Below are 16,318 nucleotides of genomic sequence, written 5' to 3'. Positions count from 1 at the left end.
TGTCGGACGGGGGCGGTGTAGGTCTGAACTGAGGGATCGTGTCCGATCCGCCACCGGAGCCCTGAATGACCCCTGCCGCCCGACTGTCCGCTGCGATCGAATGTCTCGACGATGTGCTCGCCGGAGAGAATGCCGAGCGCGTCCTGACCAATTGGGCGCGCGGGCATCGTTTCGCCGGGTCCAAAGACCGGGCGGCGATCCGCGATCATGTGTTCGACGCGTTGCGCTGCAAGCGTTCCTATGGCTGGCTCGGCGGTGCGGGAGAGGCGCGCCCCTCCGGGCGTCAACTGATGATCGGCGCGCTCAGGGCACAGGGCGTCGACCCCGATACGCTGTTCTGTGACGACCGTTTCGCGCCCCGGCCTCTGACCGCCGAGGAACGCGTTGCGCCTCCTGCGCTGGATGGTGCTCCGCGCGGCGTGCGCCTCGATTGTCCCGACTGGCTTTTGCCGCTCTATCAGGAAAGCCTCGGCGAAGAGACCGACGCAGCGCTTATGCTGTTGCGTCAGCGCTCCGATGTCTTCCTGCGTGTGAATATCCGTAAATCCACCTTGGGTTATGCGCTTGAGTTGCTCTCTGATGACGGGATTGAGGCGGTGCCGCATCCGCTGTCCGAGACGGCTCTGAAAGTGACCCGCGGCGCGCGCGCCGTCGCACGATCACAGGCCTATCTCACCGGCGTGGTCGAATTGCAGGATGCGGGCTCGCAGGCGATCATCGACGGCCTGCCGCTCGAAGATGGCATGTCAGTGTTGGATTACTGTGCGGGCGGTGGCGGCAAGAGCCTCGCCATGGGCGCGCGTGCCGCTTTGACCCTTACCGTTCATGACGTCGATCCCGCGCGGATGCAGGACATCGCCCCGCGTGCCTCTCGTGCCGGGATTGCTGTGACCACCGCGCGCAAGGCCGATCTGGCTCCGTCCTACGATCTGGTGCTCTGCGATGTACCCTGTTCCGGCTCAGGTGCCTTTTCCCGCAGTCCGCAGGGCAAATGGGCGCTGACGCAGGCGCGGCTGGATCGTCTCGCCGCGCTTCAGGCCGAAATTCTGGAAGAGGTCGCTCCGCGCGTGCGTCCGGGCGGGGTTCTAGCCTATGCCACCTGTTCGCTGTTCGCGGCTGAAAATGCCGGGCAGATCGCGGGATTTCTGGCACGCCACGATGCGTTCGAACTGATCCGTCAGAGACAGATCAGCCCGCTGGAAGGTGGTGACGGGTTTTTCTATGCGACGCTCCGGCGCGCGGGGTGATGTGAAAGTCGAAAACACTCTTTTTCCATACGTTTAAGTTTAAGCGCTGATACAACTTTACCGATAGTTTTTCGCGTTTTATTCTTTTTTTGTGCTGCCGATTAAAGTGCCATTAACCAAATCACCGCAAGCTTGGCCCCGTGATCGGCAAGACATCGGGAATGACCCCGTGGGACCTCGCTTTGACCTGTGCGCTGCACAATCGGATTAGCGACCCCGGAAGAGAAAATGCAAAGGGGAACAGGTGATCAGTGCCAGTATGACTGCAGGGCCATTGTCGAAACAGGCTGAACGGATCGCGCCTTATAGCATGTGGCTCGCGCTGGCGGGGCTGGCTCTTTGCGTTGCGGCGCTGTTTTTGCCCATGCCTGAGCTTGGTCTGATCATCTTCTGTGCCGGGGCGGCGCTGCTTTGGACGGTCGTCTTGGTCCGTATGTTGAACCACCGTCAGCGCCTTGTGCGCAACCGGCTCAACATGGCGCTGGCCGAATTCGTTTCCAATGATGCCGCGCCGTCGTTCACCACCGATCTGAACGGCGTGATCGGCTATGAAAACCGGGCCGCGATCGAACGTTTCGGGGGGCGGGGCGGACAGACCTTGCTTTCCGCGCTCGAAGAGGTCTTCGCCGCTCCCGGCGCGACGTTCAGCCGGTTGCAATCGCGGGCGCTGGCCAAGGGTGCTGCGCGCGAAGACGTGGTGATGCGCCACGGTCATATGCGTCTGTCGGTACATCTGATCGGGGAAAGCGGTTTCCTGTGGCGTCTCGAAGACATGGCGGAACGTGGCGGTGCGCTGGATGGCGATGCGATTTCCCTGCCGATGGTCACCCTCTCAAAGAACAATGCGGTTCTGTTCATGAACGAACCGATGCGGCGGCTGATCGGGCATCGGGAAAAAGCGCTGGACCGGATGGTGACGGACCTGCCGATTCGTCCGGGCGATGTGCATGTTCTGGCGGGAACCGAGGGACGAATTTATGCCCGCGTGGCACAGTACGAGAGTTCAGGATCGGGACGGAAAGAATTGTATTTTCTCCCGGAAACGACGCCGACGGTTGGTGCCTGGGAGGCTCTCGACGCGCTGCCGGTCGCGCTTTTGAAAGTGGCGGTGGATGGGCGCATCCTGCAATCGAACCGGCCTGCGCGCGACCTGTTGGCGATCCCGACACACGACCGGCTCAGCCTCGGCGATCTGGTCGAGGGGTTGGGGCGTCCGGTTCAGGACTGGGTGACGGATGTGGCCATGGGGCGCGCCCGCAAGCCGGAATTCGTGCGCGCCGCGCGCCCGCAGGGCGACACTTTTCTGCAAATCTCGCTCAACCGGGTCGAGGGCAAGAAGGACCAGATCGAACTGATCGCCGTGCTGTCCGATGCGACCGAACTGAAATCGCTCGAAGCGCAATTCGTGCAGTCGCAGAAGATGCAGGCCATCGGCCAGCTTGCCGGCGGCGTGGCGCATGATTTCAACAATCTTTTGACTGCGATTTCAGGACATTGCGATCTTTTGCTCCTGCGTCACGACAAGGCGGATTCGGATTATGGTGATCTGGTCCAGATTCATCAGAACGCCAACCGTGCCGCCTCTCTGGTCGGGCAGCTTCTGGCCTTCTCGCGCAAGCAGACGCTCAAACCCGAGGTCATCGACCTGCGCGATACGCTGTCGGATCTGACCCATCTTCTGAACCGTCTGGTGGGCGAAAAGGTCAGCCTGTCGCTTGATCACGATGCGGGTCTTCTGCCGATCCGGGTGGATAAACGCCAGCTCGAACAGGTGATCATGAACCTTGTGGTCAATGCGCGCGACGCCATGCCCGCGGGCGGTGCGATCAGGATCGAGACCCGCAACGAAGTCCTGCGCGACGCCTTCTTTCGCGACCGGGCGACGATACCGGCGGGCGAATATGTTGTCGTGATCGTGTCGGATCAGGGGATCGGCATCGCGCCGGACCGGCTTCAGAAAGTGTTCGAACCTTTCTACACCACGAAGCGTACGGGCGAGGGGACCGGGCTTGGTCTCTCCACCGCTTACGGCATCATCAAACAGACCGGTGGCTTTATTTTCGTTGACAGCGTGGTTGGGTCCGGCACGGCCTTTACCATCTTCCTGCCTGCCCATACGGCGCGGGCCGAGGCGGTGGTCGAGGCGGCGAACAGGCCGGAGCCAGAACCCGCCCCGTCGTCGGAACGTGGCTCCGGCGTAATTCTTCTGGTCGAAGACGAGGCTCCGGTGCGGGCCTTTGCCTCGCGTGCGCTGCGGCTCAGGGGCTACACGGTGATCGAGGCGGAGAATGCCGAAGAGGCGCTGGAGACGCTGGAGGATGAGAGTCTGCATATCGACGTCTTCGTCTCCGACGTGATCATGCCCGGCATGGATGGACCGAGCTGGGTCTCCGAGGCGCTGAAACATCGTCCGGGGGTCAAGGTGGTGTTCGTCTCGGGCTATGCGGAGGATCATTTCTCCGAACAGCAGTCGCGTATTCCGAATTCGGTCTTCCTGCCTAAACCCTTCTCGCTTTCGGAACTGACGGCGACGGTGCAGGCACAGTTTCACTAAAGCGTTTTGCTGTTTATCTGAGGCAGGGAAAAAGCAAAACGCAGTACAATATATAAACGTTGTGAGCGCTTCACATTAAATCTGTGATTCAGATTTTATGCGAAACGCCTTGATAAGTCTTTATATTCAATGGAGTTCTGGCGTTACCTTCAGGTGATGTTTGAATTTTTTCATACATGCGTATTTTGATAACCGGTCGTTAACCATTTCTGTCTCAAGGTGGTTTTCGTAAATTTAAGTTGAAATGTTCTCTCTTTGTACTCATAAAGATCAATGAGAACAAGAGGCGAACAAGAGCCCCGTTCGGAGCAGGTCCCAATTCCGCGCCTTATACGCGATGGACGCTTTTTGACGGGTGTGAGATAAGGGATTGAACAGATGGCAACGGCGACCAAAGACATGGCAAAGAACGACAAGCAGAACGGGGAAAAGCAGAAGGCGCTGGAAAGCGCGCTGGCGCAGATCGAGCGACAATTCGGCAAGGGCTCCATCATGAAACTCGGTGCCGACAATCCGGTGCAGGAGATCGAGGCCACTTCCACGGGCTCGCTCGGTCTCGATATCGCGCTTGGCATCGGCGGTATTCCGAAGGGGCGGATCGTCGAGATTTACGGCCCGGAATCCTCGGGGAAAACCACGCTGACGCTGCATTGCGTTGCCGAGGAACAGAAAAAGGGCGGCGTTTGCGCCTTTGTCGACGCCGAACATGCGCTCGATCCGATCTATGCCCGGAAACTCGGTGTCGATCTCGACGAACTTCTGATTTCCCAGCCGGACACCGGCGAGCAGGCGCTTGAGATCGTCGATACGCTGGTGCGCTCCGGTGCGGTGTCGCTTGTCGTGGTCGACTCTGTGGCGGCACTCACGCCGAAATCCGAGCTCGAAGGTGACATGGGCGACAGTTCCGTGGGCGTTCAGGCGCGTCTGATGTCGCAGGCGATGCGCAAACTGACCGGCTCGATCAGCCGCTCGAAATGTACCGTGATCTTCATCAACCAGATTCGTATGAAAATCGGCGTGATGTTCGGCTCACCCGAAACCACGACGGGCGGCAATGCGCTCAAGTTCTATTCCTCCGTGCGCATGGACATTCGCCGCATCGGCGCGATCAAGGATCGCGACGAAGTCGTCGGCAACGAAACCCGCGTGAAAATCGTGAAGAACAAGGTTGCGCCGCCGTTCAAGCAGGTCGAATTCGACATCATGTATGGCGAAGGCATCTCGAAAACCGGCGAGCTTCTGGATCTTGGTGTCAAGGCCGGCGTGGTGGATAAATCCGGCGCTTGGTTCTCCTATGGCGATGAGCGTATCGGGCAGGGCCGCGAGAATGCGAAACGCTATCTCAAGGAAAACCCGCAGGTAGCACTTGAGATCGAGGACAAGATCCGCGCCGCCCATGGGCTCGATTTCGACCTTGGTGACGGGTTCGATCACGGTGACATGATTGAAGACGACGAATAAGTCGTCCGGACATCCCGAGGATGTGAGGGCCGAAGCCGCAGTGGTTTCGGCCCTTTTCCGTTTGGCACTTATGGACAGCACGGGCGCGCGCGGGTAAACCATGCCGAACGCCAAGACTTTTCCGTAAGGACGCGCCCAACATGCCCAGCGTGAACGATATCCGCTCCACCTTCCTCAGCTATTTCGAACGCAACGGTCACACCGTCGTGCCAAGCTCACCGCTCGTGCCACGCAACGATCCGACGCTCATGTTCACCAACTCCGGTATGGTGCAGTTCAAGAACTGCTTCACCGGGGTGGAAAAACGCGATTACGTGCGCGCCACCACGGCGCAGAAATGCGTGCGCGCGGGCGGCAAGCACAACGATCTGGACAATGTGGGCTATACGGCGCGCCACCACACGTTTTTCGAGATGCTCGGCAACTTCTCCTTCGGGGATTACTTCAAGCCGGAAGCGATCCCCTTTGCCTGGGAACTGATCACCAAAGATTTCGACATCCCGAAGGACCGGCTCTACACGACCGTCTATCACACGGATGACGAAGCCTTTGAGATTTGGAAGAAAGTCGGCGTGCCGGAAGACCGGATCATCCGTATCGCGACCTCCGACAATTTCTGGCAGATGGGCGACACCGGGCCTTGCGGTCCCTGCACCGAGATTTTCTACGACCATGGCGATCACATCTGGGGCGGCCCTCCGGGCTCGCCGGAAGAGGACGGCGATCGTTTCATCGAGATCTGGAACATCGTGTTCATGCAGAACGAGCGCTTCGCCGACGGGTCCATGGTCGATCTGGAGATGCAGAGCATCGACACCGGCATGGGGCTTGAGCGCATCGCAGCGCTGCTGCAAGGCTCGCATGACAATTACGATACCGACCTGATGCGGTCGCTGATCGAGGCTTCGGCCAACGCCACTTCGGTCGATCCTTATGGCGACAAGAACGTGCATCACCGGGTGATTGCCGACCACCTGCGCTCCACCTCCTTCCTGATCGCGGATGGTGTGATGCCCTCGAACGAGGGCCGGGGTTATGTGCTGCGCCGGATCATGCGCCGCGCCATGCGTCACGCGCACCTTCTGGGTGCGAAAGACCCGATCATGCACAAGCTGGTGCCCGAACTGGTGCGCCAGATGGGTGAAGCTTATCCGGAGCTGCGCACCGGTCAGGCGATGATTGAGGAAACGCTGAAACTCGAAGAAACCCGTTTCATCCAGACGCTGGATCGTGGTCTCAAGCTTCTCGAAGAGGAACTTGTGGACCTGCCCGAGGGCGAGAAACTTCCGGGCGAGGCGGCGTTCAAGCTTTACGACACCTACGGTTTCCCGCTCGATCTGACGCAGGACGCGTTGCGTGAGAAGGGCGTGGAAGTCGACACCGACGGGTTCGATGCCGCCATGGCCGAACAGAAAGCCAAGGCGCGTGCCGCCTGGGCCGGGTCAGGTGAAACGGCGGATGCGACCGTCTGGTACGACATCGCGGAAGACAAGGGCACCACGGAATTTCTGGGCTATGACACCGAAAAGGCCGAGGGCGAGATCGTCGCCATCGTGAAGGACGGTGCACGCGTCGAGAGCGCGAAGGCGGGCGATACCGTACAGATCGTGGTGAACCAGACGCCGTTCTATGGCGAAAGCGGTGGCCAAGTCGGCGACACCGGTGTGATCCGCGTGGAGAAATCCATCGCCAAAGTCACCGACACGAAAAAGGTTGCGGGTGTCTTCATCCATTTTGCCACCGTCGAAACCGGCGAGATCAGGGTAGGCGCCCCGGCTGCGCTTGAGGTCGATCATGCCCGTCGTGCCGCCATTCGCGCCAACCACTCCGCCACGCACCTCCTGCACGAGGCCCTGCGCGAGACTTTGGGCGATCACGTCGCGCAGCGCGGGTCTTTGAATGCGCCGGATCGTCTGCGCTTCGACTTCTCGCATGCCAAGGGGCTGAGCGCCGAGGAAATCGCCAAGGTCGAGCGTGACGTGAACGCGTTTATCCGTCAGAACACGGCGGTCGAAACCCGGATCATGACCCCGGACGACGCCCGTGCCATTGGCGCACAGGCGCTTTTCGGCGAGAAATACGGCGATGAGGTCCGCGTTGTCTCCATGGGCCGTGCCGACACCGGCAAGGGCACGGACGGGCAGACCTATTCCATCGAATTGTGCGGCGGCACCCATGTCAAACGCACGGGCGATATCGGGCTTTGCGTGGTGCTGGGGGACAGCGCTTCCTCGGCTGGTGTACGCCGGATCGAGGCGCTGACCGGGCAGGCGGCGATTACGCATCTTGAAACTGAGGCGCATCGCGCGTTTGAGGTTGCCAATGTGTTGAAAGCGCCGGTCGCCGAGGTCGTGGATCGCGTCAAGGCATTGGCCGAGGAGCGAAAGAAACTGGAGCAGGAGGTCGCGAACCTCAAGCAACAGATCGCGCTTGGCGGTGGGGCCAAAGGTGGGGTCGAGGCCAAGGAGATCGGCGGCGTCAAATTCCTCGCTCAGGCGCTGCAAGGCGTCTCCGGCAAGGACCTGCGTTCCCTGATCGACGCGCATAAAAGCAACCTTGGATCCGGCGTGATCCTTCTGATTGCGGAAGAGGACGGCAAGGTGGCTGTCGCCTGTGGTGTGACCGATGACCTGACCGACAAGATTTCCGCCGTGGATGTGCTCAAGGCGGCAGTGCCTGCCGTGGGCGGCAAGGGCGGCGGTGGTCGTCCCGATATGGCGCAGGGCGGGGGCAAGGATTTTTCCGGTTCTGATGCCGCGATTGCAGCCGCAGAAACCCTGTTGAAAGGATAAGACATGCCCGCACTCTGGATCGCCAATATCAAGGTCACCGATGAAGAGGCCTATGGCCGTTATGCCAAACTTGCAGGTTCCGCGATCGCCAAGCACGGCGGCAAGTTTCTTGCTCGTGGCGGTCGCTATGTTCAGCTCGAAGGCAACGACCGTCCGCGCAACGTAGTGACCCGTTTCGACAGCGTGGAGGCCGCCGTCGCCTGCTACAACAGCCCGGAATATCAGGAGGCGCTGAGCCACGCCAATGGGGCCTCCGAGCGCGATATCGTGGTGATCGAAATCGAAGAGTGAACTCTCTCACATGAGACCAAGACGGCGCGGGCGTTTCCCGCGCCGTTTTCATTTGGAGAACGGATTTTTCGCGCTGCGGTCGAATGACAATGTGTTCGTGCTCTCGCCCACCAGTTTCTCGATGGCATCGGCCAGATGTTTCTTGTCGATATGATCGTCTCCCGCCGCAACCCGGATGAGATGCGCGCGGTGCAGCACGTCCGTGTGGCTATAGCCAGAGGGAGGCTCGAACCGGTAACTCGCCAGCTCAATCAACATGCCGTTGGGTTCGCGGAAATAGATCGAATCCATAAAGCCGCGATCCTTGACGTCCGAGTGTTTCACGCCGCGCGCGTCCAGTCGCTCGATGATCTGATCGAAGGTGACTTTCGAAACGTTGAACGCCAGATGATGCAGCGATCCCGGTCCCTGGTCGATGCGGTTACGGCCCGGCTTCCGCTCCTCATTGGTGAAGACCGTGATCAGCCGTCCGTCACCGGGATCGAAATAGAGGTGACCCTCTTCGGGCCGGTCCAGATTGGGCTGATCGAAGACGAAAGGCATGCCGAGGACACCCTCCCAGAAGTCGATAGTCGACTGCCGGTCGGCACCGGTGATGGTGATGTGATGCACGCCCTGGGTCTGAATCTTGCGCAGGTTTTGGGTCATGGCTGGTCTCCTTTGGTCCTGAACATAGGCGAAAACGCCGTCGATCCTAAGTCTCGCAGATGCACAGAGACTGCGCGCCAAAGAGAAAGGCCCGCCGGAGAGGGCGGGCCTTTGGTTTCCTTTGTGCTGAAAATACTCAGCCTTACTGCGCCGCCTTGGCGTTGCGCTTGCGCTCGTGCGGGTCGAGGTAGCGTTTGCGTAGACGGATGCTTTCCGGCGTCACTTCCACCAACTCGTCGTCGTTGATATAGGCGATGGCCTCTTCCAGCGACAGGGTCTTGGGCGTGGTGAGACGCACCGCGTCGTCCGTGCCGGAGGCGCGCACGTTGGTGAGTTTCTTGCCCTTGAGCGGGTTCACCTCAAGGTCGTTGTCACGCGAATGCTCGCCGATGATCATGCCTTGGTAAACCTTCGCCTGCGCGCCAAGGAACAGCTTGCCGCGCTCTTCGAGGTTCCACAGCGCATAGGCCACGGCCTCGCCGTCCTCCATGGAGATCAGTACACCCTGGCGACGACCCGGGATTGGGCCTTTGTACGGCGCCCAGCTATGGAATACGCGGTTCAGCACGCCGGTGCCGCGGGTGTCGGTCAGGAACTCGCCATGGTAGCCGATGAGACCGCGCGAGGGCACATGCGCGATGATGCGCGTCTTGCCGTTCTGCTGTTTCATCTCGGTCAGGTCGCCCTTGCGCGCGCCGGTGAGTTTTTCGATCACGGCACCCGAGTATTCATCGTCCACATCGACGGTGACTTCCTCGATCGGTTCCATTTTCACGCCGTTCTCTTCGCGCATGATCACCTGCGGACGGGAGATCGACAGCTCGAAGCCTTCGCGGCGCATGTTCTCGATAAGAACGCCCATCTGAAGCTCGCCACGGCCCGAAACCTCAAAAGCCTCGCCGCCCGGCGTGTCCTTGATCTTGATCGCGACGTTGGACTCGGCCTCTTTCATGAGACGATCCCGGATCACGCGGGACTGCACTTTTTTGCCTTCGCGACCGGCGAGCGGGCTGTCGTTGATGCCGAAGGTCACGGTGATGGTCGGTGGGTCGATCGGCTGGGCTTCGAGCGGCTCATCGACTTCGAGCGCGCAGAGCGTGTCGGACACGGTGGCCTTGGTCATACCGGAAAGCGACACGATGTCGCCCGCGACGGCCTCTTCGATCTCTGCCATGGCGAGACCGCGGAAGGCCTGGATTTTTTTGACCTGAAATTGTTCGATCTTCTGACCGTTGCGGGTCAGGGCCTGAATGGTCGCGCCGGCCTTGATCTTGCCGCTCTCGACACGGCCGGTCAGAAGGCGTCCGAGGAACGGGTCGGAGCCCAAGGTGGTTGCGAGCATCTTGAACGGTTCGTCCTGATGCTTGAGTTGTTTGGGCGCGGGCACGTGGTTCAGGATCAGGTTGAACAGCGCGTCGAGGTTCTTGCGCGGCCCGTCAAGTTCCGCGTCACACCAGCCGGAGCGGCCGGATGCATAGAGATGCGGGAAGTCGAGCTGGTCCTCGTCGGCGTCGAGCGAGGCGAAGAGATCGAAGCATTCGTCGAGCGCGCGGTCCGGCTCGGCGTCCGGCTTGTCGACCTTGTTGAGCACCACGATCGGCCGCAGGCCGAGGGCGAGCGCCTTCGAGGTCACGAATTTGGTCTGCGGCATGGGGCCTTCGGCGGCGTCCACCAGAAGGACAACGCCGTCGACCATGGAGAGGATACGCTCCACCTCGCCGCCGAAATCGGCGTGGCCGGGGGTGTCGACGATGTTGATGCGATGACCTTTCCATTCGACCGAGGTGGCTTTCGCCAGAATGGTGATGCCGCGCTCGCGTTCCAGATCGTTGGAGTCCATGGCGCGCTCGGTGGTGGCCTGGTTTTCGCGGTAGGTGCCCGACTGTTTCAGGAGCTCATCGACAAGAGTGGTCTTGCCGTGGTCCACGTGGGCGATGATGGCGATATTGCGAAGATCCATAGGGTGGGTTTTTCCGTCGTGAATATGTCTTGGCCCCGCGCCTAACGGGTGAGAGGGCAAAAGGCCAGCTTTAAAGCGCCTGAACGGTGCGAAAAGCCGCTCAATGTGACGCGGTGCGCGAGAAAAGGTGGATCACCAGTACACCGGCGATGATCAGCGCCATGCCGAGGGCGGCGGGCAGGTCGATCTTCTGGCCGAAGGCCACAAGTCCCACGAGGGTGATGAGTACGATCCCGAGGCCGGACCAGATGGCATAAACCACGCCCACGGGCATGACCTTGAGCACATGGGTGAGGAAGTAGAAGGCCAGCCCATAGCCGATCACGACCACGGCGGTGGGCAGCGGTTTGGTGAATTGCTGTGTCGCGTTCAGAGCCGCGGTGCCGATCACTTCGGAGACGACGGCGGCGATGAGGAAGAGGTAATGTTTCGGCATGGTGAATTTCGGTCCGGTTTACATCGCGATATAGCGGTCACGGCGGTGGTTGATCGCGATCACGAGGTTGACCACGAGCGCGCCCAGAAGCGAGTAAAGCACCATCGGCAGGGGCAGGAGGAAGAAGGCGGCGACAAACAGGCAGGCGTCGAAAATGAGCTGCACATAGCCCGCCTTGAAGCCGGTTGCGTCCTGAATGTAGAGGCCGATGATGCCGATCCCGCCCAGAGAGGCGCCATGCCGGAAGATCGCCAGAAGCCCCGCGCCGGTGGCAAAGCCGAAGATCACCGCACCCAGCACCGGGTTGAGCCTCTCAAAACTCGCAAGCGTTGGGAACCATTCGGCAAAGACCGACACCATGGCGACCGAGGCGAAGGTCTTGAGCATGAATTTCTTACCGAGACGTTTATAGCCGAACCAGTAGAACGGCAGGTTGGCAACGAAGAAGATCGCGCCGAAGGACCAGCCGGTGACATAGGATACCAGCACCGCAAAGCCCGCGATCTGGCCGGTGATCAGGCCCAGAGTTCTGAGCGGGATCAGGGCGAAGGCGCACATGATCGTGCCGAACAGAAGCCCCTGTGCATCCTCGAACAGCGTGTGCTGATCTTCTTCGCGCGGTGTCGCGGTGTCTGCTGCGGCCATAGGGACCTCCGGGTGTCAGGTGACGGGATCAATGTGCAATGTAACGGTCTCGGCGGTGGTTGAAGGCGATCACGCCATTCAGGACCACCGCTCCGAGCAGCGAATACAACACCCGGGTCGGTTCGAAAAGGAAGAATGCGACGGCGAAAAGCACGGCATCGAAGCAAAGCTGCACAATCCCGGCGCGCACGCCGAAACGGTCCTGTGCCACCAGAGCGATCACGCCAAGCGCGCCGAGCGACCCCTTGTGCCGGAAAATGCCCAGAAGCCCGTAGCCCGCAAGAATGCCGAAGGCGATCGTACCGAACAGCGGGTTGAGATAGTCGAACGACATCCAGTTCGGGATCTGTGCGACCAGAATGGAGGCGACGGTGACGCAGATTGCGGATTTCATGGTGAATTCCGTGCCCATGCGAAACCACGCCAGCGCGTAGAAGGGCACGTTGATCAGCCAGAACACCCAGGAAAACGACCAGCCGGTGAGATAGGAAATCACCAGCGCAAGCCCTGCCGTCTGCCCGGTGATGAAGCCGAGCTGATTGATGATCACCAGTCCGATGGACGTGGTGATGAGCGCGATGGAAAAGCCCTGCACATCCTCAAGGAGGCTGTGTTTTGGGGGCGACTCTGGGATCGGGAATGGTGCTGGCATAGGGAACGGATAGGGCAGTGTTGTTGACCTGTCTAGCGGAAAATGTATCCGGGTTCGGCAATTCCTTTTGTCTTTGTGCCCCTGTTGAAAAATGCGGCATGTTCGGTGGATTACGCGCATATCCGTTCCGGAGCGCGCGCGTAACGGACTTTGGTGCAGAGCAGATGTGCCTTGATTTCATTCGATCCAGAGGCGCTGTGCCTGAAACAGCACGAGTGTCTCGGCCAGTTGCGGCGTGGCGGAGGTGGTTGTCGCCGCCGGTCGTGCCATTTGCGCCTCTTCAAGCTTGAAAAGCTGAGTCGAGAGCCGTTCGGTGTCCTGTCCGTAGCGACTGGCGAGCGCGAGTTCCGAGCGAGTCTGCGCGAGCAGGTCGATGGGGGTGTCAGGATCGAACTCGGTCGCGCCGATGCCATAGACACGGCCCGAGTTTTCCATATCTGTGCGATAAGCCGCACCCTGACGCTCCAGCCCCATAACAAAGCCCAGATCGTCGAAGCGCGCTGCTTTCAACACGGCGGTCAACTGGTCGATTTCATTGGCGGAAATTGCGGTCAGATCGTAGCGGGCGAAAATCTCCCGTGCGCCTTGGATGGCATTACTTTTGCCGCTGGCGCCGGTGTGTTGTGCACCGCTTTGAGCTGTCGTTTTTTCACTGGATCCGTTTGCTGCGGGATCATCAGCCACGGAATCTCCGCGCGTCTCCGCATTGGTGACGGCGGTCTGGTTCTGTGTCTGTCCTCTCGCGGCCAAGAGGGAATGGGCAGAGAAGATCTGCATCGGAAACCTTCTGTTCTCCTGTTGGACAGAATATAGGGGCGCGCCCGTTAAATCCGATATAACAAATAAAATTGCGCGGAAATTCTTCCGCGCAATCCGTAGTTTATGGTTAATTCTCTGTGTTTAGCCGAAGATCAGAGACAGGCCCAGAAGGGCCGAGACCGCGCCCAGAATACGCGGGCCATAGGGCAGAACGCGGGCCACGAGCTGGGCGGCGATCACGCCGATGGCATGGAGCGCTGCGGTGGCCGCGATGAAGCCGAGGCCGAAGGTCAGAGCCTGAGCGGCGCCCAGTTCAGAGCCGTGGGCATGGCCGTGGAACAGCCCGAACAGGGCGGCAATTCCGACGCCCGCAGCAAGGCTGGGTTTCACGGCGAATGTGGCCAGAAGACCAACGATGATGGCGGAGGCGAGGATCATCGGTTCAACGAAGGGCAGGGGCAGCCCCATGATGCCGCCAAAATATCCAAGCGCCATCGCGCCGACAAAGCCTGCGGGCACGGCCCAGACGGCTTTGCCGCCGATCTGAACCGCCCAGATGCCCACGGCGACCATGGCGATGATGTGGTCAAGACCAAAGAGCGGGTGAGACACGCCGGCGAGGAAAGAGCCGTGCTGTTCGGGCGGCAGGTGGGCCAGCGCGGGGCTGGTGAGAAGGGCGAAAAGCCCGGTCAGAAGATATTTGTTCATGACTGTCCCTTATTGAAGTCAACGGGCGTCCCGGTTTGGGTCACGCCTCCAAGTCCAATCTGACCGAGCGGGCGGGGGCCGACAAGGGGTGTGCAAGGCGTTGCGGCAAAAAGGACACGATTTTCTTGCAGTGGAAAAAAACCTTTGCCTCAAATTCGGGCGTCGGCCATGGTGCGGCCACAGAAACCTGTCACGAAACTTGCCACGAAGGAGGGCGACATGACCATCAGCATTCGACACACCCTCCGCGGACATACCCGGCGCGCGCCAATCAGCGCGGCGATGTATTCGGGTGGCAAGGGAGCTTACAAGGCTCAGCGATCTTAACACGATCCTTTTCCTGAAAATCCGTCCTCGCTGCCGCGTCTGTTCTTCGCAACGGGCCGGTCCTTCGTCGTCTGATCCCTGACATTTCGTCCCGGATCAGGCGTCTGGCGCGACCCATATCTTCAAAATTCTCATTCAGGGCCCGGTACTTGCCGGGAAAATCTCATGTTGACTCCCTCTCCCTCGTCGCCGCTCGCCTTGCGGCAGGTTCTGCTACCTCTGATCGAAAGCCATGGCTTCTGGCTGGTGCTGAGGGCGGCCTTTTCCGCGCGCGGAGCTCTGCGTCGCGAGGCGCGTCGCGCAATAAATCCGGGCGATCTTAACGCCCATCTGCGTCGTGACATCGGTCTGCCGCCCGAAGCCCCTCCGGGACGGGTGGAGTGGCAGAATTTCCGTTGAGCGGCACAAGACAAAAAAGGCCAAAAGAAAAGGCCGGAGCGTGCGGGCTCCGGCCTTTCCGACGGGTTGGACCGGGGATCTTAGCCCGCCAGAGCCTTGTTCAGGTTCTCGTCGATCTTCTCAAGGAACCCCATGGTGGTCAGCCAGCCCTGATCGGGACCGACGAGCAGGGCGAGGTCTTTGGTCATGAAACCGCTTTCCACCGTGTTCACGATGACCTTTTCCAGCGTCGTGGCAAAGCGCATGAGCTGTTCGTTGCCGTCGAGTTTGGCGCGGTGTTTCAGGCCGCCGGTCCAGGCATAGATCGAAGCAATCGAGTTGGTGGAGGTCGCTTCACCCGCCTGATGCTGGCGATAGTGGCGCGTCACCGTGCCGTGGGCGGCCTCGGCCTCGACGATTTTTCCGTCGGGGGTCATGAGTTGCGAAGTCATCAGGCCCAGCGAGCCGAAGCCCTGCGCCACGGTGTCGGACTGCACGTCACCGTCGTAGTTCTTGCAGGCCCAGACGAATTTGCCGGACCATTTCATCGCGCAGGCGACCATGTCGTCGATCAGCCGGTGTTCGTACCAGATCCCGGCCTTCTTGAACTTGTCGGCGAATTCCTGTTCGTAGACCTCTTCGAAAATGTCCTTGAAGCGGCCGTCATAGGCCTTGAGAATGGTGTTTTTGGTCGAGAGATAAACCGGCCAGCCGACGTTGAGGCCGTAGTTCAGCGAGGCGCGGGCGAAGTCGCGGATCGAGGCATCGAGGTTGTACATGCCCATGAACACGCCCTCGGAGGGGGCGTCATAGACCACATGCTCGATCTCGGTGCCGTCCTCGCCCACGAATTTCATGGTGAGCTGGCCCTTGCCAGGGAAACGGAAATCCGTGGCCTTGTACTGATCACCAAAGGCGTGACGTCCGACCACGATCGGATTGGTCCAGCCGGGCACGAGACGCGGCACGTTGCGGCAGATGATCGGCTGGCGGAAAACGACGCCGCCGAGGATGTTGCGGATCGTGCCGTTGGGCGATTTCCACATCTTCTTGAGCCCGAATTCCTCGACGCGGGCTTCGTCCGGGGTGATGGTCGCGCATTTGACGGCGACACCGACCTCTTTGGTCTTCATCGCGGCGTCGATGGTGATCTGGTCCTCGGTCTCATCACGGCTCTCGATGCCGAGGTCGTAATAGAGCAGGTCGATGTCGAGATAGGGCAGGATGAGTTTCTTCTTGATGAAATCCCACATGATGCGGGTCATCTCATCGCCGTCCATTTCGACGATAGGGTTGTCTACCTTGATCTTGGTCATCTGGGAAGCTCCATGAGGGGTCTGGAAGAGTCGCTTCCTTTTAGACCATATCGGAGGCTGGCGGAAGATGTGCATACAATTGTATACCAAATATTCATGAAACTGAGTAATATGCCCGCCATTTGTGTCGATTCTGATCCCGTC

At 60.0% G+C, this 16,318-nt stretch carries 14 protein-coding genes; 6 read left to right on the top strand and 8 right to left on the bottom strand.

Annotation, left to right across the window (positions count from 1 at the left end):
- Positions 1-65: 65 nt before the first annotated feature.
- From C8N42_RS11145 to C8N42_RS11125, 5 genes are all read left to right on the top strand, one after another.
- Positions 66-1,247, top strand: coding sequence for an RsmB/NOP family class I SAM-dependent RNA methyltransferase (locus tag C8N42_RS11145; protein WP_107816646.1), 1,182 nt, complete (start codon positions 66-68; stop codon positions 1,245-1,247).
- A gap of 259 nt (positions 1,248-1,506) precedes the next feature.
- Positions 1,507-3,801 carry an ATP-binding protein gene (locus C8N42_RS11140; protein WP_107816645.1) on the top strand — a complete coding sequence of 765 codons (2,295 nt, stop codon included), beginning with the start codon at positions 1,507-1,509 and terminating at the stop codon, positions 3,799-3,801.
- A gap of 378 nt (positions 3,802-4,179) precedes the next feature.
- The gene (recA, locus tag C8N42_RS11135) at positions 4,180-5,262 is read left to right on the top strand and encodes a recombinase RecA (protein WP_107816644.1); all 1,083 of its coding nucleotides are present in this window, start codon (positions 4,180-4,182) and stop codon (positions 5,260-5,262) included.
- A 140-nt stretch (positions 5,263-5,402) separates the two neighbouring features.
- Complete coding sequence (alaS, locus tag C8N42_RS11130) at positions 5,403-8,054, top strand: alanine--tRNA ligase (RefSeq protein WP_107816643.1); 2,652 nt, start codon at positions 5,403-5,405, stop codon at positions 8,052-8,054.
- A 3-nt stretch (positions 8,055-8,057) separates the two neighbouring features.
- Positions 8,058-8,345 (top strand): DUF1330 domain-containing protein, encoded by a 288-nt coding sequence (locus C8N42_RS11125; RefSeq protein WP_107816642.1) that lies wholly within the window; start codon positions 8,058-8,060, stop codon positions 8,343-8,345.
- A gap of 48 nt (positions 8,346-8,393) precedes the next feature.
- Here C8N42_RS11125 and C8N42_RS11120 read toward each other — a convergent pair whose 3' ends face one another.
- The 7 genes from C8N42_RS11120 to C8N42_RS11090 form a co-directional block, all read right to left on the bottom strand.
- Positions 8,394-8,981: a VOC family protein gene (locus C8N42_RS11120; protein WP_107816708.1), complete on the bottom strand. Its 588-nt coding sequence runs from the start codon at positions 8,979-8,981 to the stop codon at positions 8,394-8,396.
- 154 nt (positions 8,982-9,135) lie between these two features.
- A complete protein-coding gene (gene typA, locus C8N42_RS11115; RefSeq protein ID WP_107816641.1) occupies positions 9,136-10,953 on the bottom strand; it encodes a translational GTPase TypA in 1,818 nt (605 codons plus the stop codon).
- Positions 10,954-11,053: 100 nt separating this feature from the next.
- A complete protein-coding gene (locus C8N42_RS11110; RefSeq protein WP_107816640.1) occupies positions 11,054-11,389 on the bottom strand; it encodes a DMT family transporter in 336 nt (111 codons plus the stop codon).
- 18 nt (positions 11,390-11,407) lie between these two features.
- A complete protein-coding gene (locus tag C8N42_RS11105) occupies positions 11,408-12,034 on the bottom strand; it encodes a YitT family protein (protein ID WP_107816639.1) in 627 nt (208 codons plus the stop codon).
- Between the two features lie 28 nt (positions 12,035-12,062).
- A complete protein-coding gene (locus C8N42_RS11100) occupies positions 12,063-12,686 on the bottom strand; it encodes a YitT family protein (RefSeq protein ID WP_107816638.1) in 624 nt (207 codons plus the stop codon).
- 177 nt (positions 12,687-12,863) lie between these two features.
- Positions 12,864-13,463, bottom strand: coding sequence for a hypothetical protein (locus tag C8N42_RS11095; protein WP_107816637.1), 600 nt, complete (start codon positions 13,461-13,463; stop codon positions 12,864-12,866).
- Between the two features lie 123 nt (positions 13,464-13,586).
- Positions 13,587-14,153 carry a HupE/UreJ family protein gene (locus tag C8N42_RS11090; protein ID WP_107816636.1) on the bottom strand — a complete coding sequence of 189 codons (567 nt, stop codon included), beginning with the start codon at positions 14,151-14,153 and terminating at the stop codon, positions 13,587-13,589.
- 492 nt (positions 14,154-14,645) lie between these two features.
- Here C8N42_RS11090 and C8N42_RS11085 point away from each other — a divergent pair, with 492 nt between their 5' ends.
- Positions 14,646-14,879 carry a hypothetical protein gene (locus C8N42_RS11085; protein ID WP_107816635.1) on the top strand — a complete coding sequence of 78 codons (234 nt, stop codon included), beginning with the start codon at positions 14,646-14,648 and terminating at the stop codon, positions 14,877-14,879.
- Between the two features lie 80 nt (positions 14,880-14,959).
- Here the strand turns inward: C8N42_RS11085 and C8N42_RS11080 are convergent, their stop codons facing one another.
- On the bottom strand, positions 14,960-16,174 hold the full coding sequence (locus C8N42_RS11080; RefSeq protein ID WP_107816634.1) for an NADP-dependent isocitrate dehydrogenase: 1,215 nt from the start codon (positions 16,172-16,174) through the stop codon (positions 14,960-14,962).
- Between the last annotated feature and the right edge of the window lie 144 nt (positions 16,175-16,318).

The organism is Celeribacter persicus, from assembly GCF_003050785.1.
GTDB classification, from domain to species: domain Bacteria; phylum Pseudomonadota; class Alphaproteobacteria; order Rhodobacterales; family Rhodobacteraceae; genus Celeribacter; species Celeribacter persicus.
The sequence above is the reverse complement of the archived record's forward strand: the minus strand, read 5'-3'. Positions and strand labels throughout refer to the sequence as shown.

Coding starts and splice junctions, on each gene's coding strand:
- C8N42_RS11100 (WP_107816638.1), bottom strand. CDS start 12,686: ATGCCAGCACCATTCCCGATCCCAGAGTCGCCCCCAAAACACAGCCTC.
- C8N42_RS11145 (WP_107816646.1), top strand. CDS start 66: ATGACCCCTGCCGCCCGACTGTCCGCTGCGATCGAATGTCTCGACGAT.
- C8N42_RS11090 (WP_107816636.1), bottom strand. CDS start 14,153: ATGAACAAATATCTTCTGACCGGGCTTTTCGCCCTTCTCACCAGCCCC.
- recA (WP_107816644.1), top strand. CDS start 4,180: ATGGCAACGGCGACCAAAGACATGGCAAAGAACGACAAGCAGAACGGG.
- typA (WP_107816641.1), bottom strand. CDS start 10,953: ATGGATCTTCGCAATATCGCCATCATCGCCCACGTGGACCACGGCAAG.
- C8N42_RS11095 (WP_107816637.1), bottom strand. CDS start 13,463: ATGCAGATCTTCTCTGCCCATTCCCTCTTGGCCGCGAGAGGACAGACA.
- C8N42_RS11105 (WP_107816639.1), bottom strand. CDS start 12,034: ATGGCCGCAGCAGACACCGCGACACCGCGCGAAGAAGATCAGCACACG.
- C8N42_RS11125 (WP_107816642.1), top strand. CDS start 8,058: ATGCCCGCACTCTGGATCGCCAATATCAAGGTCACCGATGAAGAGGCC.
- C8N42_RS11140 (WP_107816645.1), top strand. CDS start 1,507: ATGACTGCAGGGCCATTGTCGAAACAGGCTGAACGGATCGCGCCTTAT.
- C8N42_RS11085 (WP_107816635.1), top strand. CDS start 14,646: ATGTTGACTCCCTCTCCCTCGTCGCCGCTCGCCTTGCGGCAGGTTCTG.
- alaS (WP_107816643.1), top strand. CDS start 5,403: ATGCCCAGCGTGAACGATATCCGCTCCACCTTCCTCAGCTATTTCGAA.
- C8N42_RS11080 (WP_107816634.1), bottom strand. CDS start 16,174: ATGACCAAGATCAAGGTAGACAACCCTATCGTCGAAATGGACGGCGAT.
- C8N42_RS11110 (WP_107816640.1), bottom strand. CDS start 11,389: ATGCCGAAACATTACCTCTTCCTCATCGCCGCCGTCGTCTCCGAAGTG.